Origin of the sequence: Cupriavidus sp. DF5525, from assembly GCF_040149425.2 — a bacterium.
GTDB lineage: Bacteria > Pseudomonadota > Gammaproteobacteria > Burkholderiales > Burkholderiaceae > Cupriavidus > Cupriavidus pickettii_A.
The window spans coordinates 755,211-773,194 of record NZ_CP168266.1 but is presented as its reverse complement, the minus strand read 5'-3'; the positions used below and the strand labels follow the sequence as shown (position 1 = coordinate 773,194).

The window sequence follows — 17,984 nt, the reverse complement described above, 5'->3', positions numbered from 1 at the left end:
TGGTTTCGGCTGCGGGTTGCAGCGAAGGCCTCATTCTGTCGATCGGGATGTGATTTGTACAATTCATCGTTTTAACCGCGATGATTGACTGACGCTATCGAAACCGCATAGGAAGTGCCTATCACGCCGAGAGGGTTCCCGTCTGCGCGGACGCAAAAGCATATTTCTTCTGAAAACCCTGGCGAGTGCCCTATCATGCGGCATCCCCTCATACTCGTTTTCCCGCAATGACCCGACCTTGCCGCCTTCCGACCCTTTACCGGTGGGCACCCATGCTGGCGTTGTCGCTGCTGCTGGCCCATCCCGCGCAGGCGCAAACCCTGAAGAAGCCAGCGCTGGAGGCGCTTGTCGCCAGCACCAAAGCCACCGACCTGCAGGCCTTCATGGCGGCCGCGGCCAAGGCGGAGCCGGCGGTGGCACCGGCAGTGGCCGCGTGGCAGGCCAAGGGCCCGTTGTCGGGCGACAACCTGGTCAATATCGGGCGCCTGCTGGGGGTCTACAACCGCGTCCACAACGAGGCCGCGGTGATCGACACCATCGGCAGGATGGTGGCGCTGCGCACCGTGCGCGACGAGAAGGTCGCGCAGCACGAGCACCCCGCCATTATCGAGTTCGGCAAGCTGGTCGAGGCCATGGCGCGCGATTTCGGGCTGGCCTACCGCAACGTGGACAACCGGGTGTTCGAGGTCACACTCCCCGGCGGCGGCAAGGACACCTTCGGCATCCTCACGCACGCCGACGTGGTGCCGGCCATCGCCGAAGAATGGGTGCTCGACGACGGCACCAAACTCGATCCGTTCCGGCTCACGCGCATTGGCGACACGCTGTACGGGCGCGGCACCATCGACGACAAGGGCTCGATCGCCGCGGTGCTGTACGCGATGAAGACGGTCAAGGAAAGCGGGGTGCCGCTGGAGCGCACCATCCGGCTGATGATCGAGACCACCGAGGAAACCGGTGGCGACGGCATGAAGTATTACCGCCAGCACACCACGCTGCCGGAGTACAACGTGGTGCTGGACAGCAAATATCCCGCCGTGGTGGCGGAGAAAGGCGCTGGCACGCTGACAGTCTCGTTCGGCATCAAGTCGGCGGACGGCAAGGCGGAACGCAGCAAGGCCGATACCAGGGGCCCTGCCATCGTCGCCATGCGCGGCGCGGCCTCGGCCAACGCCATCCCGGAAACCGCCACCGCACGGATTGCGGGCGGCGATCCCGCGGCGGTGGTCGTAGCGCTGGAACAGGCGCGGTCTGAATTCCTGCGCCGCTACACGCCGCGCGGCAAGTTCTCGATCGACGTGAAGCGCGATGGTAACGAGGTCGAGGTCAAGGTCACCGGCGCCTCGGCGCATGGCTCGCGTCCCGAGGAAGGCGTCAATCCGCTGCCGCGCCTGGCGCTGTTCCTGCAAGCCAGCGACGTGGGCTTTGCCGAGAACCACTACCTGAACGCGGTTCGTTACCTGAACGACCTGTACGGGCTGGACTACCTCGGCAACAAGATGGAGGTGGCCTATCGCGATCCCTTCATGGGCCCGCTGACGATGTCGCCCACGCTCGTGCGCGAACGCGGCGAATACGTCGACGTGGTCACCAATGTGCGCATGCCGCGCGGGCGCACGCCCGATGAGCTGGGCGGCAAGATCACCAAGCGCATCTTCGGCTGGGCCGCCACGCATGGGCCGGTCGAGATAAAGTATGACCAGGGCAACTGGATGGCGCGCGATCCCAAGGGCGCGTGGCTCAGCACGCTGCTGAATATCTTTGGCGATACCACGGGGCTGGAGGCCAAGCCGGTGTCCACCGCGGGCAGCACCACGGCCAAGCTGATGCCCAATGCGATCAACTTCGGGCCGGCGATGCCGGGCAAGAAGTACACCGCGCACAACGCGCGCGAGTACAAGGAAGTGGCCGACCTGAACCTGGATATGCAGATGTTCACGGAGATGCTGGTTCGGATCGGGAACCTAGACAAGATGCAGTAAGGCTCTCGCGTTACTGTTTGTTTGCCCCCTCCCGCCAGTGAACTGCCCCCAGAAGTTGGAGACAACTTTTGGGGGTTTTTACATGGCAAAGCGCACCGCTGTATTCCCAAGGTCCTTCGCCGGGCAGAATTCAAAAGCAAGACCCGGAGTGTCGTGCGCGCGCCAGCGGCCTAAAGTTGGCACCATGCAAGCCAGACACAGGAGAGCGGCAGTGAGCAGCATCAAGCAGGCACAGCGTCCCCAGGCCCGCGACGTGGCTGTGGCGGGCCCGCGCAGGCCAATCCCCGCACCGGGCGGCCCAGCGCCAACGGCCAAGCTGAAATCCGCACCGCAGACCGATTTCGCCATGCGCGTGGAGCGCGTGGACTGGACCGCACTCGGCGCAGCACTGGACGACTATGGCTGTGCCGCGATCCGAAGCCTGCTGTCACCCGCCGAATGCGAAGCCCTGGCAACTTGCTACGCGCACGACGCGCTGTTCCGCTCGCGCGTCGTCATGGCACGCCACGGCTTCGGGCGCGGCGAGTACAAGTACTTCGCCTATCCTCTGCCTGGCACCGTTGCCGACTTGCGTGCCGCGCTGTACCCGCACCTGGTGCCGGTGGCCAATCGCTGGAACGCCGCCATGGGCATCGATACGCGCTATCCGGCCGCGCACGTGGACTATCTCTCCCGCTGTCACCGCGCCGGCCAGTTGCGCCCCACGCCGCTGCTGCTGCGCTACGGCCCCGGCGACTACAACTGCCTGCACCAGGACCTGTATGGCGAGCATGTGTTCCCGCTGCAGGTCGCGATCCTGCTGTCCGAGCCGGGGCGCGACTTTAGCGGCGGCGAGTTCGTGATGACCGAGCAGCGGCCGCGCATGCAGTCGCGCGCGGAGGTGGTGACGCTGCGCCAGGGCGATGCCGTGGTCTTTGCGGTCAGCCAGCTCCCGGTGCAGGGCAGCCGCGGCAGCTACCGCGTCAACCTGCGGCACGGCGTGAGCCGGCTGCATGCGGGCCAGCGCTACACACTGGGCATCATCTTCCACGACGCCACGTGAGGGTTGCCATGCGCCACCGTCTGACTCATCGAACCGAGGCAAGCGAGCCCATGCCGAATCCGCATCGAACCCCTGCCACCACCGTCGAGAACGATCCGCGCTGGGCCCGCGTGCTGGCGCGCGATCCGTCCGCAGACGATGCCTTTGTCTACGCGGTCAGGACCACCGGCGTCTACTGCCTGCCGAGCAGTCCCTCGCGCCTGCCGCATCCGGCCAATGTCGAGTTCTTCGACAACGCCGCCGCGGCCAAGGCCGCCGGCTACCGGCCCAGCCGCCGCGCCGCAGCGCCCGAACTTGCCGCGCAGCACGCGGCGATCGTAGCCGAGGCCTGCCGCCGCATCGAGGCCTCGGACACGCTGCCGACGCTGCCGGCGCTGGCCCGGGCCGCGGGCGTCAGCCCCTACCATTTCCACCGCATCTTCAAGGCCGCCACCGGCGTGACGCCGCGCGCCTACGCCGCCGCGCAGCGCGCCAGGAAGCTGCGCGAACAGCTCGGCACCAGCGACTCCGTCACCGAGGCGATCTACGACGCTGGCTTCGGCTCCAACAGCCGCTTCTATGAGAAGGCCGACGCGGTGCTCGGCATGACTCCGTCGCGCTACCGCGCCGGCGGCGTGGACACCGATATCCGCTTTGCCATTGGCCAGTGCTCGCTGGGTGCGATCCTGGTGGCGCAGAGCGAGCGCGGCGTATGCGCGATCCTGCTGGGCGACGATCCGCAGGCGCTGCTGCAGGCGCTGCAGGACCAGTTCCCGCGCGCCAACCTGATCGGCGGCGATGCGCAGTTCGAGCAACTGGTGGCGCGGGTAGTCGGTTCTATCGAGGCACCATCGATCGGGCTGGACCTGCCGCTGGATGTGCGCGGCACCGCGTTCCAGCAACGCGTGTGGCAGGCCCTGCAGGAAATCCCCGCGGGCACTACCGCCAGCTATGCCGAGATCGCGGCCCGCATCGGCGCGCCGCGCGCGGTCCGTGCGGTGGCGCAGGCCTGCGCCGCCAACCACCTGGCGGTGGCCATCCCCTGCCATCGCGTGGTGCGCAGCGACGGCAACCTGTCCGGCTACCGCTGGGGCGTGGCGCGCAAGCGCGAGCTGCTCGAGCGCGAGGCGCAGCCCTGAGCGGCCGCGCTCACTGCGCCACGGCCACCTGCACCTTGGACAGGTAGTCGTGGATCTGCGCCACCACCGCCGCGCCCTCGCCCACCGCCGCGGCGACCCGCTTGATCGAGCCCGAACGCACATCACCGATGGCGAACACGCCGGGCACGCTGGTCTGCAGCGGATACGGCACCACGGACGCGCAGCCCAGCGAGCCGCCACCGGTGCGCACGAAGCCCTTGTCGTCGACCTCCGCGTTGCAGGTGCGCAGCCATTCCGTGTTGGGATCGGCGCCGATAAACAGGAACAGGTGCCGCACGTCCATCTCAATGGGCTGCGGGCTTTCCGCCGCGGCCTCGTAGCGCACGCTGGACAACCATCCTTCGCCCGACAGCGCGCAGACCTGCGCGTGCGTGTGCAGCGTGACGTTGGGCAGCGAGCCGAGGCGGTCGATCAGGTAGCGCGACATGGTCGCGGCCAGCCCGGGTCCGCGCACCAGCATGTGCACGTGCGCGGCGTGCGAGGCCAGGTAGACCGCCGCCTGCCCCGCCGAGTTGCCGCCGCCGACCAGCATCACCGGCTCCTCGCGGCACAGCTTGGCCTCCACCGGCGAGGCCCAGTAGTAAACCCCGCGCCCTTCAAAGTGCTCCAGCCCCGGGATGCCCGGACGCCGGTACTGCGCGCCCGTGGCGATCACCACCGTGTGCGTGGGGATCAGGCGTCCGTCCGCCAGTTCCAGCCGGATCGGGTCGGCGCCGCAATGCAGCGCCTTTACCTCCAGCGGGATTGCCATATGCGCGCCGAACTTCAGCGCCTGCACGAAGGCCCGCCCCGCCAGCGCCTGCCCCGAGATGCCGGTCGGAAAGCCCAGGTAGTTCTCGATGCGCGCGCTCGCCCCCGCCTGCCCGCCGGGCGAGCGGCAGTCGATCACCGCCACCGACAAGCCTTCCGAGGCCGCATACACTGCGGTGGCCAGCCCGGCCGGCCCGGCGCCCACCACCACCACGTCATATACATGGTGCGGGTCGAACTCCGGCAGCAGCCCCAGGCATGAAGCCAGCTGGCCTTCATCCGGTGCGCGCAGCACGCTGCCGTCGGGGCAGATCACCAGCGGGAAGTCGCTGGCCGGGGCATTGGCGTATTCGAGCAACAGCGAGCATTCATCGTCGGCGTCCATGTCGATCACGCTGTGCGGGTAGCCGTTGCGCCGCAGGAAGGCCTGCAGCGACAGCAGCAGCGGCTCGGCGCCGTGGCCCACCAGCACCGGCCCGCTGCCGAATTCGATCAGACCCACGCGGCGCAGGATCAGCGCGCGCATGATGCGTTCGCCCAGCTCGGCCTCGGCCACCAGCAGCGCGCGCAGCCGCTCGGGCGTGATCGCGTAGCCCTCGGTGTCGGTCACGGCCACGCCGTCGACCAGCGCGGGACGGCCGCTCAGCGTGCCGACCTCGGCCAGGAAATGGCCAGGGCCCAGCTCGGTGATCGAATGCTCGCGGCCCAGCCCGTCGCGCCGCACGATGCGCACGCAGCCGCTGGTGACCAGATACATGCCCCGGCCGGTCTGACCGATCGCGAACAGCTTCTCGTCGGTGCGCCAGCACTGCTGCGTGCCGAAGCGCCGCACCCGTGCCATGTCCTCCGTGCTGAGCCGCGGGAACATCTGGTGCCAGCGCGACTCCAGCGTGGAGTACGGGGCTTCCAGCCCGCCGCCCGCCTCCGGTGCCACCTCGGGGGCGCCGCCGGCCGCCTCCGCCGCGCCCCGACCCATCGCTTCCGTCTGCGAAATCCCCATGCTGCCCTCCTGTCTGGACCCGCGCCTGCCCGGCTGTGGCCGCGGCCTATCGATAGTAGTCGGCGCGGCGCAGAATGCGAGGGGTGCGCCGCCCGCGGGCGATTTCTCCGGTGCGGGGCATGGCACAGTTGCGGATTAGGCCGGCTTGGGATTGAATGATCGCCTCGCCCGGCCCGCACCCGCGTCCGCCGCCACCCTTCCCCTCCAGCCCAGATCCGAGCCTTGATGCATTCCGATTCCGATTTCGATTCCGGTTCCACCGCCGATACCAACCAGCCCGGCGACCGTCCCGCCCGCGCGGCGCTGCGCGCCCTGACCCCCGTGGAGGGCCGTGTGCTGGGCGTGCTGGTCGAAAAGCAGCACACCGTTCCCGACACCTACCCGCTGTCGCTCAACGCACTGGCCTCTGGCTGCAACCAGAAAACCGCCCGCGCGCCGGTGATGAACGTGAGCGAGGCCGAGATCCTCGACGCCATCGACGGCCTCAAGGGCCTGAGCCTGGTCTTTGAAGGCAGCAGCAGCCGCGTGCCGCGCTTCGAGCACAATATGCAGCGCGCGCTGGCCGTGCCCAAGCAGTCGGTCGCGCTGCTCGCGATGCTGCTGCTGCGCGGCCCGCAGACCGCCGCGGAACTGCGCCTGAACACGGCCCGGCTGCACGCCTTTGCCGATATCTCGTCGGTCGAGGCCTTCCTGGACGAGCTGGCCAGCCACGCGCCGCCCTTTGTGGTGCGCCTGGCCCGTGCGCCCGGCGCGCGCGAAAGCCGCTGGATGCACCTGCTGAGCGGCGAAGTCAGCGCCGCCGCGGTCGACGAAGGCAGCGAGCGCGCTGCAGGTGGCGCCACGGTGTCGTCCACCGAGCTCGAACAACTGCGCGCCGAGCAGCAGGCCCTGACCGACAAGGTCGCCCGCCTGCAAGCCCTGGTGGAACACATGGCCGCGCAACTGGGCATCGCCTCGGACGAATTCCTCGGCTAGCAGTCCGCACCTGCACGCAGTCCATCAGGACCCCGACCACCCGCGTCGCCTGCCCGCCGGGTTCGTGGTTGGTGTGCGTTTTTGGCGGTTAATTGCGTTATTCAGGCGCACCGCATGCCCCTGCCCGGCTGCGCCGATGTCGCCTATGCTTTGCTTAGAGCAGACAGACATTCAAGGGGAGAAAGGCGCCGCCGCAGCGGCGCCGCATCGGACAGCCATGGAAAAGACAGCCTTCGTATTTGCCGGCGGCGGCAGCCTGGGTGCGATCCAGGTCGGCATGCTGCGCGAGCTGGTGGACTGGGGCGTAATGCCCGATATCGTGATCGGCGCCTCGGCTGGCGCCATCAATGGCGCGTATTTCGCCTGCAATCCGGGCGTGGCCGGCGCCGGGCGGCTCGACGAGCTCTGGCGCGGCATCCGGCGCGCGGACATCATGCCGTGGAGCTGGCGCAGCGTCTGGAACATGGTCGGCGGCAGCGGCGGCCACCTGGTGGAATCGGCCGGCCTGCGCGGCCTGCTGGCGCGGCACTTCGGGTTGCGGCGGCTGGAAGCGGCGGAGCTGCCGCTGCATGTCGTGGCGACCGACATGCAAAGCGGCGATGAAGTGCTGCTCTCCAATGGCAGCATCGTCGACGCGGTCCTGGCCAGCGCCGCCATCCCGGGCGTGTTCCCGCCGGTGCAGTTCGAAGGGCGCACGCTGATCGACGGTGGCGTGGCCAACAATACGCCAGTGTCCACCGCGATCGCGCTGGGCGCCACGCGCGTGATCGTGCTGCCGGCGGGTTTCACCTGCGCGGAGCGTCGCCCGCCGCGCGGTGCGCTGGAGCATGCTTTCAACGCGCTGTCGCTGCTGGTGGCGCGCCAGCTGGTCAACGACCTGCAGCACTTTGCCGAGCGCGCGCATATCAGCGTGGTGCCGCCGCTGTGCCCGCTCGACATCTCGCCCTACGACTACAGCAAGTGCGGCGAGCTGATCGACCGCGCCGCGGAAACCACCGGGCAGTGGCTGAAGGCCAAGGGCCTGGACAGCCGTCATGTGCCGGGCGCGCTGCATGTGCACTCGCACGACGACGGGGCGCCCAGCTGCAGCGCCGATTTCCCTGCGGCTGCGCCGCATTGAGCCTGCACAGCCAGCGTCCGGCCTGGCGAAGGCCCGCAGTGGGTCCGCGGGCCTTCGCAGGGGTCCGCCTCCGCAGGACGCCCCAGCGCCGTTGCTACAATCGGGCCCATGCCCACCCAAGCTGCACGCAGCGCCAGCACTCGCCAGTCCCTGATCGACGCCGCCGTCACCTTGCTGGCCGGCACCAGCCGCGGCTCGCTGCGGCATCATTTCCCCGACGGGCGCTATGACCTGCTGCCGGCCATGCTGGGCTGGCTGCTGGAACGCGAGGCCGCGCGGCTGGACGCGCTGGGGCCTCTCAGCCCCTCCCTGCGGCTGCACCTGATGCTGCATATCCTCGCCAGCCGGCCGCAGCGCCACACCTCGCGTGCGCGCCGCCATGCAGGGCTGATAGCGCCACAAGTCCTCGCCGCTCACTCCAGCTTCACGCCGCCTTTCTTCACCACCGCGGCCCAGCGCACCGATTCTTCTCGGATAAACGCCTGGAACTGGTCGGCCTTGCCGCCGACCGGGTCGATGCCGTATTCGATCAACCGCGCCCTCACGTCCGGCTGATGCACCACCGCATCCATCTCGGCCGACAGCTTCGCCAGCACCGCGGGCGGCGTCCTGGCCGGCGCGATCAGGCCGATCCAGCTGCCGGCAGTGACGGCCGGGTAGCCCGCTTCCGCCATGGTCTGCACATCGGGCGCCGCCGGCCAGCGCGCGGGGCTGGTGATGGCCAGCGCGCGCACCTTGCCGGCCTTGACCTGCGGCATCATGGTCTGCACCGAGTCGAAGATGACCGCCACCTGGCCAGAGAAGAGGTCGGGCAAGGCCGGCGCGATGCCCTTGTACGGCACGTGCGTCATCGGCATGCCCACCGCCTGCGAGAACAGCTCGCCCGCCAGGTGCGCGCCGGAGCCGTTGCCGCTGGAGGCGAACGTCATCTTGTTGGGATTGGCCCTGCCCCAGCTCACCAGCTCTTTCACGCTGGCGATCTTGTTGGGATTGGCCCTGCCCCAGCTCACCAGCTCTTTCACGCTGGCCGGCGGCAGTTGCGCGCTCGACACCAGCAGCAGCGGAATGCGGCCGATCATGCTGACGCCGGTCAGGTCCCTGAGCGGGTCATAGGTCATCTTCGGATACAGGCTGGGATTGATGGCATGCGCTGCCACCACCACCAGCAGCGAATAGCCGTCCGGCGCCGACTTGGCGACGTTGTCCGAGCCGATCATGCCGTTGGCGCCGGGGCGGTTCTCCACCACCACCGGCTGGCCGAGGCGCTCGGACAGCTTCTGCATGACGAGCCGCGTCACGGCATCGGACACGCCGCCGGGCGTGTATGGCACCACCACGCGGATCGGCCGGTTGGGGAACGCGTCGCCCTGCGCAAGGGCCGGTGTGGCGATGCCGGCAGCGAGCGCGGCGAACAGGCTCAGGCCGAACAGGCGCCGGATGCGTTGCGATGGATTCATGTCTCCTCCTTGTCGTCGGGATAGCGGGCCGGGTCTACGCCCAGCTCCGGGGTACGGATAGCGGGAAGTCCAGCAGCATCTGCGCGTAGCTCTTGCCGAGCGGATCCGAGCGCAGGCTGGCCACGCCGCCGCCGCCAAGCGCGCCATGCATCAGGAAGTTGAGCGCGTGCAGGCCCGGGACCTCGAAACGCTCCACTTCGCCCTGCACCAGGTGGGCAAAGTACGCGCGCACCGCCTGCGGCGTCAGTTGCTCGCGCAGCAGCGGCAGGTATGCCGGCTGGCGCGCGATCACGCCGATGTTCTCGTCGTCGCCCTTGTCGCCGCTGCGCGCATAGGCCAGCGCCACCAGCCGGCACGGCACGCGCGGCTCGTCGGGGATGGCGGGCAGCGCGGGCAAGGCGACCTCGGCCGGCGGCGTCGTTGACGTTGGCGACGCCGCCTCGTTCAGCACGACCTGGACGCCCTCGAATTCCACGCGCATCGGCACCTCGGTCTTGGGCACCAGGAACGAGAACACCTTCACCACCGGCTGGATATCGACCCGCCCCGAGAACGACGAACGCGTGCCTGCCGCCATCGAGGTGCCGGCCGACGAGGCTTCGCGCTGCAGGAAGGCCAGCGCCTTGGCCTGCGCGTGGCGCGCGCCGATGCGCAGCACCACTTCGCGCGTCGGCAGCGCTTGCGCATGCGGTCCGTACTGCGATTCACAGCCCAGCAGCTCGACCACGATCTCGGTGTAATCGCCCAGGCCGCGCGCGGCCAGCATCGCGCGCGTGCGCGCTAGCAGCGCCTCGGCGGTGCGGCGGGCCTTGGCCGGGGCGTCGATGCCGCGGATCGCCATCATCAGGCTGACCTGGTAGCCGTCCTGCCAGGTGGCGTTGCCCTTGTAGTGCGTGCCGGGCGGGCGGCCACGCGCGCCGTGCACGCGCACGCGGCCGGGGTCGAGCTGTTCGGTGCGCACCAGGCGGAAGTCGCAGGCGACGTCGGGCATCAGGTAGCTGGCCGGGTCGCCGATCTCGTACAGCACCTGCTCGGCCACCGCGGCGGCATCGACCAGCCCGCCGGTGTCCTCCGGCTTGCTCAGCACGAAGCTGCCGTCGTCGGCGCAATCGATCACCGGATAGCCGATGCGGTCCCAGCCGGGCACGCGCTGCCAGTCGGTAAAGAGCCCGCCGGTGGCCTGCGCCCCGCACTCGATCACGTGGCCGGCCAGCGTGCCGGCGGCGAGACGGTCCCAGTCGGACCAGTCCCAGCCGAACTCATGCGCCAGCGCGCCCACCACCACCGCGCTGTCGACGCAGCGGCCGGTAATCACGATATCGGCGCCCAGCGCCAGCGCGCGGGCGATCGCCTGCGCGCCGGTGTAGGCGTTGGCCGACCAGGGCTCGCTGGTGGGCACCGGTTGGCCCTGCAAGTCGGTAAGGCCCGCCGCGCACCACTGCGCAAAGCGTGCCTGCACGTCGTCGCCGCTCACCACGGCGATGCGCGGCGACAGGCCCTGCTGAGCGGCCGCTATCTGCAACGCGTCGCGGCAGGCCTGCGGATTCAGGCCGCCGGCGTTGGCCACCACGCGGATGCCGCGGCGCAGGATCTCGGCCAGGTTCGGCGCCATGGCGGCGTGCACGAAGTCCGTGGCATAGCCCAGGGCGGGGTCCTTGGCGCGGGCGCGCGCCAGGATCGACATGGTGGTTTCGGCAAGGTAGTCGTAGACCAAGTATTGCAGGCCGGGCACCGCCAGCAACTGCGGCGTGGCGATCGCCGAATCGCCCCAGAACCCCGAGGCCCCGCCGATGCGCACGATCTTGCCGGCTGCGGTTTGGCTGGAATCGCTCATGCCTGTGCCTCCTTTGCGTCCGCGGCCTGCGCGGCGTCTGCCTCCACCCGCGCCAGCAGCGCGCCGGCGCTGGCCTGCCCGCCGGCGCGCGCGGCCAGCTCCGCCACCACGCCGTCGAACGGCGCGGCGATGGTGTGTTCCATCTTCATCGCTTCCAGCACGACCAGCGGCTGGCCTGCCGTGACGCGCTCCCCCTCGGCCACGTGGACCGCGACGATGCGCGCAGCCAGCGGCGCTTGCAATGCCCCGCTGACCGCGCCCGCATCGCGGCGGCGGCGCGGATCGTTCAGCGCGAACTGCCAGGCGCGGCCGGCCTGGAACAGGTGCACCGCCTGACCTCGCAAGGCGTGGACCACCGGCCAGGCCACGCCGCCGCATTCGACCAGCGCGGTGCCGGCCTGCGCATCGGCGCGCAGCACGCGCACCTTGCACGACATCACCACGTCGCCGGCGCCGGGCTTGTCGCCGCGCTGGCACAGCGTCACGCACCAGCCGTCGGCCGCGGCCTGCAGGCTGGCTTCCCAGGCAGAGCCCGCCGCCGACAGTGCCACCTTCGACACCGAGCGCGCCAGTGCCGCCGGCCTGCCGCCACCCTGCAGCAGCCCCGCGGCCGCCAGCACGGCGGTGGCCACCACTTGCAGCGGCGGCGGCGCGGCGCGCAGCGCGGGCTGCATATGCGTCTCGACAAAGCCGGTATGCACGTCGTTGCCGGCAAAGGCGGCATGGCCGAGGCAGTCAGCCAGGAAGCCCTGGTTGCTCGGCACGCCCAGCAGGACGCAGTCCTCGACCGCGCGCAGCAGCTTGCGGCGCGCTTCTTCACGATCGGCGCCGTGAGCGACCAGCTTGGCCACCATCGAATCGTAGTGGGTGGGAATGGCGCCGCCCTCTTCCAGCGCGTGGTCCACGCGCACGCCGCGCGCCGCCGCGGGCGGGCGCCAGCGCAGCAGCGGTCCGCCCTGCGGCAGGAAGCCGGCCGGTACGTCTTCAGCGGTCAGGCGCACTTCGATGGCGTGGCCGTCAAAGCGGACCTGATCCTGTGTCACCGGCAGCGGCTCGCCCGCCGCCACGCGCAGCTGCCAGGCGACCAGGTCAAAGCCGGTAATGGCTTCGGTCACCGCATGCTCCACCTGCAGCCGCGTGTTCATTTCCATGAAGTAGAAATTGCCATCGCCGTCGAGCAGGAACTCCATGGTGCCGGCGCCGACATAGCCGATCGACCTGGTCGCGCGCACCGCGGCCTCGCCCATGCGCGCGCGCAGCGAGGCACTGACCGCGGGCGACGGCGCTTCCTCGATGACCTTCTGGTGGCGGCGCTGCACCGAGCAGTCGCGTTCGCCGAGGTGGATCACGTTGCCATGCGTATCGGCAAAGACCTGGATCTCCACATGGCGCGGCGCGATCACCGCGCGCTCCAGGATCAGCTCGTCGGAGCCGAACGCGGCGCCCGCTTCCGAGCGCGCGCTGGCCAGCGCCGCGGGCAGCGCGGCGGCGTCGTGCACCAGCCGCATGCCGCGCCCGCCGCCGCCCGCGGCGGCCTTGACCATCAGCGGGAAGCGATCTGCCTGGCTTCGGCCAGCAGCGTGGCGTCGTCCTGCGCGGCGCCCTGGTAGCCGGGCACGCACGGCATGTCGGCGGCGAGCATCAGGCGCTTGGCCTCGGCCTTGTTGCCCATGGCGCGAATGGCTTCGGCGGGCGGGCCGACGAAGACCAGGCCAGCGCCGGCCACCGCTTCGGCAAACCCGGCGTTCTCGGCCAGGAAGCCGTAGCCGGGATGGATCGCATCGGCGCCACTGGCGCGCGCCGCTTCGAGGATGGCCGGGATGTTCAGGTACGACTCGCGCGGCGCCGCGGCGCCGATGCAGACCGCGCGGTCGGCAAAGGCCACATGTGGGCTATGGCGGTCCGCCTCGGAATAGACGGCCACGGTTGCCAGGCCGAGGCGGCGTGCGGTTTGCATGATGCGTACCGCGATCTCGCCGCGGTTGGCGACGAGCAGCGTGTGGAAGGGTCGGCTGATTGCAGACATGGAAGTTCCTGTAAAACTCTGGAAGTGGCCGGCTTACGCTCAGCGCACCGATTGCGCCGCGCGCACGTCCGCCGCGTCGAAGCGAACAGTCCAGGCCGCGTCGCGCTTTTCGCGGAACGCGGCCACGCCCTCTGCGCCCTCGCGGCGCATGCACTGCGCGAACAGGCGCGAGGCCTCGTCCAGCAGCGGACCGGCGGGCTCCTGCCCGCAACGGCTGACCAGCGTCTTGAACACGCGGTTGGCGTTCGGGCCGCAGCGGCCGATGCGTGTCAGCCATTCGGCGATCAGTGCGTCGAGTTCGGCGCCATCGCCGGCAAGCTGGTCGACCAGGCCGAGCGCCACCGCGGCCTCGCCGCTGACGCGCTCGCCGGTCAGCCCGAGCCGGCGCGTGGCTACCGCGCCCAGCCGCTGCACCACGAATGGCGCGATCTGCGCGGCGATGATGCCCAGCGTGGTTTCCGACAGCGCAAAGCGCGCGTCGCGCGTGGCCAGCACGATGTCGGCCGCGCAGGCCAGGCCCATGCCACCGCCCATCGCCGCGCCCTCGACCGCCGCAATCACGGGCACTGGCAGCGTGCTGAGGCGCTGCGTGAAATAGCCGAACTGGCGATTGCGCGTGGCGACGGGGTCCTCCTCGCTGGAGTCGGCATCGAGCCGCGCCTGGAAGTTGCCCACGTTGCCGCCGGCGCAGAAAATGCCGCCGGCCCCGCGCAGCACCAGCGCGCGGATTTCTGCATCGCTCTCGGCCTGCTCTAGCGCCGCCGCCAGCGCGTCGACGACTTCGGGCGCCAGCGCATTGCGGGTGGCGGGGATATTGAGGGTGGCGAACAGCACGCCGCTGGCGCGGCGCACGATCACGGCATCGGGGCGAGCGTTCTCGGTCATGGCGATCGTGTCTGTCAGCCGCGCGACACCAGGCCCATCTGCTTGGCGATCACGCCCAGCATGACCTCGTCGGCGCCGCCGCCGATCGAACCCAGGCGGAAGTCGCGATAGGCGCGCGAGGCATGGTTGTCCCACGTATAGCCCATGCCGCCCTGGAACTGCATGCACCAGTCGGCCACCTCGCGCGACAGGCGCCCCGCCTTGAGCTTGGCCATCGACGCCAGTTCTGTCACCTCGCCGCCGTTGATATAGGTCTGCGTGGCCATATAGACCAGCGCGCGCAGCGCCTCCATCTCGGTCTTGAGTTCGGCCAGCTTGAACTGGATGAACTGGTTGTCCAGCAGCGGCTTGCCGAAGGCGATGCGCTGGCGCAGGTAGTCTGCGGTCTCTTCGATCAGCGCGGTGCAGGCCAGGCGCCGCGCGGCACCGTTCAGCCGCTCCTCCTGGAACTGCTTCATCTGGTAGATAAAGCCCATGCCTTCCTCGCCAATACGGTTGCGCACCGGCACGCGCACCCCGTCGAAGAAGATCTGCGCGGTGTCCGAGCACCACATACCGAACTTCCTGATCTTCTGCACTTCCACACCGCGCACGCGCTTGCCGTCTTCCTTGAGCGGCACCACGATCAGCGATTTGTTCTTGTGCGGTGCGCCGTCCGAGGTATTGCACAGCAGGCAGATCCAGTCGGACTGGGTGCCGTTGGTGATCCACATCTTGGAGCCGGTGATGACATAGTCGTCGCCGTCGCGCACGGCGCGGGTCTTCAGGGAAGCCACGTCGGAGCCAGCCCCCGCTTCGGACACGCCGATCGAGCACACCATGTCGCCGGCAATGGCAGGCGCCAGGTAGTTGCGCTTGAGCTCATCCGAACCGAACGCGGTCAGCGCCGGCGTAGCCATGTCGGTCTGCACGCCCACGCCCATGCCCACGCCCTGCGCGCGCGCATAGCCCAGCGCCTCGGCGGCGGCGATGGCGTAGGAGAAATCGAGCCCCATGCCGCCGTATTCCACCGGCTTGGTAATGCCCAGGAAGCCGAGGTCGCCCATCTTCTTGAACAACTCGTGCGCGGGGAAGATCTCGGCGGCCTCCCACTCGTCGACAAAAGGATCGATCTCCGCCCCCACGAAACGGCGGATGCTGTCCATGATGTTGCGGTGGTCTTCGGTGTAAAGCATGCTGGTCTCCTGGAATTCTTGTTTGCGTCGGGATGTCTCGGGCCGGTCAGAAGCGGCCCACGCCGAACTGGATCGGATGCGGCTTGCGCAGGCTTGCCTCGCGCGCGGTGGCGAGCACGAAGGCCAGCACGGCACGCGTATCGCGCGGGTCGATCACGCCGTCGTCCAGCAGCAGCCCGCTGGTGACAAAGGCGCTGGCCTGGCGCTCGAAGTTGGCGACGATCTCCGCGGTCTGGCTGGCCAGCTGCGCCTCGTCCACCGGCTTGCCCTTGCGCGCGGCCTGCTGGCGCGCGACGATCTCCAGCGTCATTGCAGCCTGCTCGCCGCCCATCACCGCGGTGCGCGCATTCGGCCACGAGAAGCAGAAGCGCGGCCGGAAGCCCCGCCCGCACATGCCGAAATTGCCCGCGCCGAACGAGGCGCCACAATACAGCGTGATCTGCGGCACGGTCGAGTTCGACAGCGCCTGGATCATCTTGGCGCCGTGCTTGATCATGCCGGCCTCTTCCGAAGCACGGCCGACGATAAAGCCGGTGGTGTTCTGCAGGAACACGATCGGCGTGTCGGACTGGTTGCACAGCTGGATAAACTGCGCGGCCTTGGTGGCGCCGGCCGGATCGATCGGGCCGTTGTTGGTGATAAAGCCGACCGTATTGCCTTCGATGCGCGCATGGCCGCACACGGTGCCGGGGCCATAGTCGGGCTTGAACGGCAGCCAGGCCGAGTCGTCGACGATGCGGGCGATGACCTCGCGCATATCGACCGGGCGCTTCATGTCCAGCGTCATCACGCCGTCCAGCTCGGCCGCATCCAGCCGCGGCGGGCGTGCGGGCTGCGCGGGCGGCGGCATCACGTTGGGCCAGTCGAGGCTGGCGACAATATCGCGCGCGGTGGCGATGGCGTGCTCGTCGTCCTCGGCCAGGTACTCGGCCAGGCCGCTGACGGTGGCGTGCAGGTCGGCGCCGCCGAGCTCCTCGTCGGTGGCGATCTCGCCGGTGGCGGCCTTGAGCAGCGGCGGCCCGGCCAGGAAGGCGCGGGCGCGCTTGCGCACCATCACCACGTAGTCGGACAGGCCCGGCATGTAGGCGCCGCCGGCGGTGGACGAGCCGTGCACGACGGTGATCACCGGCAGGCCCGCCGCCGACAGGCGCGCCAGGTTGTAGAACAGCGCGCCGCCGCGCACGAACTTGTCGACGCGGTATTTGCGCAGGTTGGCGCCGGCGGACTCCACCAGGTGGATAAGCGGCAGCCGGTTTTCCAGCGCGATCTCCTGGCAGCGCACCAGCTTCATGTTGCCGGCCTCGGTCATGGCGCCGGCATCGATGCCGGAATCGGTAGCGAGCACCATGCAGCGCACGCCGCAGACAAAGCCGATGCCGGCCAGCAGCGAGCCGCCGGGGATAGAGGTCTCGGGGTCGGGATCGTCCATGCCGAAGCCGGCCAGCGTGGCCAGCGGCAGGAACGGCGCGCCGGGGTCGAGCAGGCGGCCGACGCGCTCGCGCGGCAGCAGCGCGCCGCGCTTGCCAAAGGCCTCGCGCGAACGCTCGGAGGCGGCGGCGGCGCGCCGCTCGAGCGTGCGCAGGCGGCCGATCAGGGCCTGCATGCCGGCGCGCTGGCCGGCGAAAGCGTCCGAGGACGGGTCAATGCGGGAATCGATGGGGATCATGGCGCGCTCTGGCGTGGGGGTTCCGTGATGCATGGATTGCAAACCACGGCACCCCGCGGGACAACCGCAATCGTGCAATTTGTGCATAATGTGCACAACGTTCACGAAAGCCCCCTGCCGGCCCGCGCTGCGCCAGCGCGGTGCCGCCCCGGCGCCTCATTCCATGACCACCAAGCCTTCAGCGCCAGGCGGCGTCCAGAGCCTGTCGCGCGCGTTCGCCCTGCTCCACCTGCTCGCCGAACACCACGACGTGGGGCTGACCCTGCAGGAGCTCACCACGCGCACCGGCATCGACCGGACCACGGCGCACCGCATGGCACGTTTCCTGGAATCGGCCGGCTACATCGAGCGCGAATCCGCCGGCAAGCGCTACCACCTGGGCGCCGCCGCGATGGCGCTGGGCCTGCGCGCGATGAACCGCCCCGCGCCCAATGGCGTGCTGGTGACGCGCATGAAGGCGCTGGCGCGGCTGACCGGCGACACGGTCTTCCTGACCGTGCGCATGGGCGACCACGGCCACTGCCTGCACACCGAGCAAGGCAGCCACCGCATCAAGTCCTTCCACATGCTGACCGGCACCTCGCGCCTGCTGGGCCAGGGCACCGGCAGCATGGCGCTGCTGGCGCTGATGGACAACGAGGCCGTGCGCGGGCACTTCGAGCGCCATCGCGCCGAGTACGAGGCCGGCGGACTGAGCCTGCTCAAGCTGCTGCGCGGCGTCGAGCGCAGCCGCAGGCAAGGCTATGCGCTGGCGGGCGCCGAGGGCGTGGCGGGCGTGGGCTATGCACTGCCGCTGGCGATGTGCGCCGACGCGGCCATCAGCATCGTCTCCACGGCGTCGCGCATGCCGGTGGCGCGCCGCCATGAAATGGGCGGCATTATCCGCGCGATGTTCGAGCAGGACGGCTGAGGCGATGGGGCTGCCGGCGCGCG

12 protein-coding genes and 1 pseudogene are annotated in these 17,984 nt (G+C 69.6%); 6 read left to right on the top strand and 7 right to left on the bottom strand.

Annotation, left to right across the window (positions count from 1 at the left end; all coding sequences use genetic code 11):
• Positions 1–272: 272 nt before the first annotated feature.
• The 3 genes from ABNX08_RS24730 to ada all read left to right on the top strand — a co-directional run bounded on the left by ABNX08_RS24730 (position 273) and on the right by ada (position 4,142).
• Positions 273–1,982, top strand: a complete 1,710-nt coding sequence (locus ABNX08_RS24730; RefSeq protein WP_349607876.1) for a dipeptidase — start codon at positions 273–275, stop codon at positions 1,980–1,982.
• Positions 1,983–2,328: 346 nt separating this feature from the next.
• Positions 2,329–3,024 (top strand): 2OG-Fe(II) oxygenase, encoded by a 696-nt coding sequence (locus tag ABNX08_RS24725; RefSeq protein WP_041682032.1) that lies wholly within the window; start codon positions 2,329–2,331, stop codon positions 3,022–3,024.
• 50 nt (positions 3,025–3,074) lie between these two features.
• Positions 3,075–4,142 (top strand): bifunctional DNA-binding transcriptional regulator/O6-methylguanine-DNA methyltransferase Ada, encoded by a 1,068-nt coding sequence (gene ada / locus ABNX08_RS24720; protein ID WP_349607874.1) that lies wholly within the window; start codon positions 3,075–3,077, stop codon positions 4,140–4,142.
• Between the two features lie 10 nt (positions 4,143–4,152).
• Here the strand turns inward: ada and ABNX08_RS24715 are convergent, their stop codons facing one another.
• The gene (locus ABNX08_RS24715) at positions 4,153–5,913 is read right to left on the bottom strand and encodes a cyclic nucleotide-binding domain-containing thioredoxin-disulfide reductase (protein ID WP_022538330.1); all 1,761 of its coding nucleotides are present in this window, start codon (positions 5,911–5,913) and stop codon (positions 4,153–4,155) included.
• 225 nt (positions 5,914–6,138) lie between these two features.
• Here ABNX08_RS24715 and ABNX08_RS24710 point away from each other — a divergent pair, with 225 nt between their 5' ends.
• Positions 6,139–6,888 (top strand): YceH family protein, encoded by a 750-nt coding sequence (locus ABNX08_RS24710; RefSeq protein WP_022538329.1) that lies wholly within the window; start codon positions 6,139–6,141, stop codon positions 6,886–6,888.
• A gap of 217 nt (positions 6,889–7,105) precedes the next feature.
• The gene (locus ABNX08_RS24705) at positions 7,106–8,008 is read left to right on the top strand and encodes a patatin-like phospholipase family protein (protein WP_022538328.1); all 903 of its coding nucleotides are present in this window, start codon (positions 7,106–7,108) and stop codon (positions 8,006–8,008) included.
• 413 nt (positions 8,009–8,421) lie between these two features.
• Here ABNX08_RS24705 and ABNX08_RS24700 read toward each other — a convergent pair whose 3' ends face one another.
• From ABNX08_RS24700 to ABNX08_RS24675, 6 genes and pseudogenes are all read right to left on the bottom strand, one after another.
• Complete coding sequence (locus ABNX08_RS24700; protein WP_022538327.1) at positions 8,422–9,465, bottom strand: tripartite tricarboxylate transporter substrate binding protein; 1,044 nt, start codon at positions 9,463–9,465, stop codon at positions 8,422–8,424.
• 34 nt (positions 9,466–9,499) lie between these two features.
• Entirely contained in the window at positions 9,500–11,299 is a 1,800-nt protein-coding gene (locus ABNX08_RS24695; protein WP_022538326.1) for an acyclic terpene utilization AtuA family protein, read from the bottom strand.
• Positions 11,296–13,325, bottom strand: a pseudogene (locus ABNX08_RS24690) (acetyl-CoA carboxylase biotin carboxylase subunit). Before ABNX08_RS24690 ends, ABNX08_RS24695 begins: the two are co-directional and overlap by 4 nt.
• A gap of 39 nt (positions 13,326–13,364) precedes the next feature.
• Positions 13,365–14,210 (bottom strand): enoyl-CoA hydratase/isomerase family protein, encoded by an 846-nt coding sequence (locus ABNX08_RS24685; RefSeq protein WP_022538324.1) that lies wholly within the window; start codon positions 14,208–14,210, stop codon positions 13,365–13,367.
• Between the two features lie 14 nt (positions 14,211–14,224).
• A complete protein-coding gene (locus ABNX08_RS24680) occupies positions 14,225–15,385 on the bottom strand; it encodes an acyl-CoA dehydrogenase family protein (RefSeq protein WP_022538323.1) in 1,161 nt (386 codons plus the stop codon).
• Positions 15,386–15,431: 46 nt separating this feature from the next.
• The gene (locus ABNX08_RS24675) at positions 15,432–17,051 is read right to left on the bottom strand and encodes a carboxyl transferase domain-containing protein (RefSeq protein WP_041681747.1); all 1,620 of its coding nucleotides are present in this window, start codon (positions 17,049–17,051) and stop codon (positions 15,432–15,434) included.
• Positions 17,052–17,214: 163 nt separating this feature from the next.
• Here ABNX08_RS24675 and ABNX08_RS24670 point away from each other — a divergent pair, with 163 nt between their 5' ends.
• Entirely contained in the window at positions 17,215–17,961 is a 747-nt protein-coding gene (locus tag ABNX08_RS24670; RefSeq protein WP_022538321.1) for an IclR family transcriptional regulator, read from the top strand.
• Positions 17,962–17,984: the final 23 nt, after the last annotated feature.